This is a genomic window from Mycobacterium sp. TH-M11 (assembly GCF_057473725.1).
Window position 1 is genome coordinate 1 of record NZ_JBYCLD010000076.1, and the last position, 4,143, is coordinate 4,143.

Annotated in this window: 3 protein-coding genes; 1 reads left to right on the forward strand and 2 read right to left on the reverse strand. The window is 66.5% G+C overall.

Features of this window, described 5'->3' with window-relative positions; genetic code table 11:
• The first annotated feature begins 195 nt into the window (after positions 1-195).
• Positions 196-684 (forward strand): hypothetical protein, encoded by a 489-nt coding sequence (locus AC2VOG_RS03150; protein WP_486938460.1) that lies wholly within the window; start codon positions 196-198, stop codon positions 682-684.
• Here AC2VOG_RS03150 and AC2VOG_RS03155 read toward each other — a convergent pair.
• Both AC2VOG_RS03155 and AC2VOG_RS03160 read right to left on the reverse strand, forming a co-directional pair.
• Positions 681-2,234, reverse strand: coding sequence for an acyl-CoA carboxylase subunit beta (locus AC2VOG_RS03155; protein WP_486938461.1), 1,554 nt, complete (start codon positions 2,232-2,234; stop codon positions 681-683). The two genes, AC2VOG_RS03150 and AC2VOG_RS03155, sit on opposite strands and share 4 nt — an antisense overlap.
• A 13-nt stretch (positions 2,235-2,247) precedes the next feature.
• A partial coding sequence (locus AC2VOG_RS03160) for a thioesterase domain-containing protein (protein WP_486938462.1) occupies positions 2,248-4,143 on the reverse strand: 1,896 nt, incomplete at its 5' end.

Sequence of the window (4,143 nt, forward strand, 5' to 3'; positions counted from 1 at the left end):
AGCTGGCCGATGAGGCCACGAAGACGAAGCGGGAGCTCCGGGAGTCCACCGAGGCGGGCGCGAAGGTGCAGCGGCAGCAGGACGCTGAGATGTAGCACTTGCGCGGTGCTCCCCATCACATTCAGGCATCACATGTAAGCGATCTCTCCCCCTTTGACGTGCTCTGTTTAGCTCATCAAAGGGAATACTTGACACATGTCATCAAGGATTTCCGCCGCCGCTGGGTGCGCGCTGCCGGTCGTCATCGCACTGACCGGTTCGGCAGTTCCCGCGAATGCGCAGAGCGGGACCGTGGTGCCTATGCGCAGCATCCTGCGGACCTGCGATTTCAGCCCGATCCCGGACCGCGCTTCGACCGACCGCGGAATGGCCTCGGCCGTCATCCATTCCAACGGTGGATCGGTGACCGCGGACGTCCACCTCGCGGAGCCTGGCGCACCCAACGCCCACTACGACGTCGCCCTCATCCAGGCACCGCGCGCGTCCAACTCGCCGTGTGACGGCCCCGGACCCGGTGTCGCGGTCGGCTCGCTGAACACCGACGGCGCGGGAATCGCCAACACCACTGTCAGCGCCCCGCTGAGTTCCGGAGCGACCGGCGTCTGGGTGTTCATCCGGCAGGCCAACCCCTACTCGCAGAGCCCGCAGGAGTTCTACACCTCGGACTTCATCTCGAAGGTCTAAATCGGGGTCAGACCATGCTTGCGCTGCGTGCGCCAGTGAATCTGCTTGTCCCGCAGCAGGTTTAGTGACTTGCGTAGCAGCAGCCGGGTCTCGTGCGGCTCGATCACGCCGTCGATGTAGCCGCGCTCGGCGGCGATCCACGGGATCGCCATGTTGAGGTTGTAGCCCTCGATGAAGTCCTTCTTGATCTGCTGCACCTCGGGCGCGGTCGGATCGGGGAACCGCTTGACCAGTAGCTGAGCGGCGCCGTCGGCACCGATCACCGCGATGCGCGCGGTGGGCCAGGCGAAGTTCAGGTCGGCGGACAGCTGCTTGGAACCCATCACCGCATAGCCCCCGCCATAGGCTTTGCGGACGATGATGGTCACCTTCGGCACATCGGCCTCCACGATCGCGTTGAAGAACCGACCACCCCGCTTGATGATCCCGTTCTTCTCCTCCGTGACACCGGGCATCGCGCCTGGGGTGTCCACCACGAAAACCAGTGGCAGATTGTAGGAGTCGCAGAATCGGATGAAGCTGGACGCCTTGTCGGATGCCTCGCTGTCGACCGCCCCGGACATGACCATCGGCTGGTTGGCGATCACGCCTACCGACCGTCCGTCGACGCGGGCGAACGCGGTGATGATGGCCGGCCCGCGCTGGTCGGCGATCTCGAAAACGTCGCCGTCATCGAAGATGCGCAGCAGGATCTCGTGCATGTCATAGGCGGTGTTGTCCGCGTCTGGCACGATGGTGTCGAGTTCGAGGTCGGTCGGGGTGATCTCGGGCTCGAGGCCCGGGTTGACGATCGGCCCGTCGCCAAATGTGTTGTCCGGCAGAAACGAAAGGTAATCGCGGACGTAGCGGAAGGCCGCAGCCTCGTCCTCGACGACCTTGTGGATGTTGCCGCGCTGGGCCTGCACGTCGGCGCCGCCCAACTCGTCGAACGTGACGTCCTCACCGGTGACGTCCTTGATCACGTCGGGGCCGGTGATGAACATGTAGCCCTGGTCGCGCACCGCCACCAGCAGGTCGGTCTGGATCGGCGAATAGACAGCTCCCCCAGCACATTTGCCCAAGATGATGGAGATCTCGGGCACCAGTCCGCGCAGCATCTCGTGCCGGCGGCCCAACTCGGCGTACCAGGCCAGCGAGGTGACCGCGTCCTGGATGCGGGCGCCGGCGGAGTCGTTGATGCCGATGATCGGGCAGCCGACCATGGCCACCCAGTCCATCAGCTTGGCCACCTTGCGACCGAACATCTCGCCGACCGAACCCTGGAACACCGTCTGGTCGTGGCTGAACACTGCGACCGGTCGGCCGTTGATCCGTCCGTGCCCGGTCACCACACCGTCGCCGTAGAGCGCGTTCGGGTCACCCGGCGTGCGGGCCAGCGCGCCGATCTCCAGGAAGCTACCCGGGTCGAGCAGCGCGTGGATGCGCGCGCGGGCGCTGGGGATCCCCTTCTTGTCGCGCCGCGCGATCGCCTTCGGATCACCGGGCTCCTTTGCCAGCTCCAGCTTTTCGCGCAGTTCAGCCAGCAGCGCGGCGGTGGTCTTGGTGGTCACTCAGGCTTCTTTCTCACTGGGCATGTTCCTGATGGGCATGTTCCTGATGGGCATGTTCCTGATGGGCATGTTCCTGATGGGCGTGAATCTTGTTGAGCGCCTGCGTCATGTGCGCACCGATCTTGGCGATGATCGGCTCGTCGATGACCTGGATGTGCTCGCCGCCGACCGGCACGATCTCCAGGTCGCCCACATACTCGCCCCACCCGCCGTCCGGCTTGCGGGTGGCGTAGGCGGGCTCGAACACGATGGCGTCGTCGTGGTAGCGGTCGGCCATGTACAGCGTGACGTGGCCGTCGTAGGGCTGGATCTCGATGGTATCCAGGGCCCGATTGTCCAGGTACGACGTGCGCTGATGCTCGATGATCCCGCCCGGGATCTGCACACCGCTCTGCGCGACCACGTCCAGGACGAAGCGGACCTGGCCCTCGTCGTCGAGCTTCTCCAGTTCCTCATAGGGGATCTCGGGAACCTCGACATTGAATGTGCGCTCGGCAAACCGTGCATAGCGGTCCCAGCGCGCGCGCATCCCTTCTTTGCTCAGGTCGATCGGCTCCCCGGGCAGCACCAGGTCGATCAGTCCGACGTAGCGAACCTCGGCGCCGGCCCGTTTGAGGCCGATTGCGCAGGCGTAGGCCAGTGCCCCGCCCAACGACCAACCCGCCAGCAGGAACGGACCGTTGTGTAGCTCCAGCAGCTTGGGCACATACTCGGCGGCACGCTCCTCGATGGAGCCCTCCACCCGCTCGATGCCGTACACCGGGAGGTCCGCGGGCAGCCGCCGCATCAGCGGCTCGTAGACCACGGTAGATCCGCCGGCCGGGTGGAACACGAACAGCGGCAGCTTCGAGGTGCCCTCTTGCGGCGCCCGCAGGGTGCGGACGAAACCGTCCACCACGCCTTCCTCGAGCTGGTCGCGAACGATGCTCGCCAGGCCTTCGATGGTCGTGGCCGCCTTCACGTCGTCGACGTTAATAGTGCCTTCGGCCCGTTCGGAGAGTCGCTCGGCCAACTTCGTGGCAGTGGCGTCGTCGAGCGTGGGCAGTGGGTTGAAGATGCCACCCGGCGACTTGCCGGTGACGATCGCCCAGGTCGCGAACGTCACCCGCTCGGCAGCATCACGCGGCGGGACGTCGGCACCCAGCGCCTCCGTCACCGCCGCCTGGGTGAGAACCTTGGCGGCCGCTGCGGCAGCCGTCGCCGTGCTGACACCGGTCGGGCCCGCAGGGTCGGTCGGTGGTGGCGGGATGGCAGCGTCGGGCTCGGGACGAGACGGCGCTTCGGGTTCGGCCGACGCCGCCGCAGCGCTGGCTCCGGATAGCACTGGGGTGGCTCCGGTCAGCATCGCGGCCTGCTCGGCGGCAATCTCCTCGGGCGTCAGCGTCTTCTGGTGCTCGTGCAGTTCGGCCACCTCGTCGCGGTGCTCGATCGCGTACTCGATCAGCTGCTCGATGTTGTAGAGGTTGGCGTCACGGACCGCCTGCAGCTGGATCGGCGGGAGGTCGAAGTCGTACTCGACCCGGTTCTTGATCCGCACGGCCATCATCGAGTCCAGGCCGAGCTCGACCAGCGGAACCTCCCACGGCAGGTCCTCGGGCTCATAGCCCATCGCCATCGACACGATTGCCGCCAGCCGGTCCCGCACGGTCTCTTCGGAATTCGGCGTCCAGCGCTGTATCCCGCCCAGCTGTCGTGCGGTGAGGCTGTCGGTCACGGCGCTGGCCTCAGGCTCGTCGGCAGGCGGCTCGGCAACCGGGCCGACTGTGACGGTCTGGGCGATCGCCGCGCCGGCGCCGACAGCCGTCGGCAACACCGAGGCCAGCCCGGCCCGCGACACCAGCGCGTCGTAGACCAGCGTGAAGGACTCCTCGATGCGGGCGTGCACCTGCACCGAAGCGCCACCGGGATG

What these genes read in the sequence shown, in the direction of transcription:
- AC2VOG_RS03150 (WP_486938460.1), top strand. Translation starts at nt 196, where the DNA reads ATGTCATCAAGGATTTCCGCCGCCGCTGGGTGCGCGCTGCCGGTCGTC.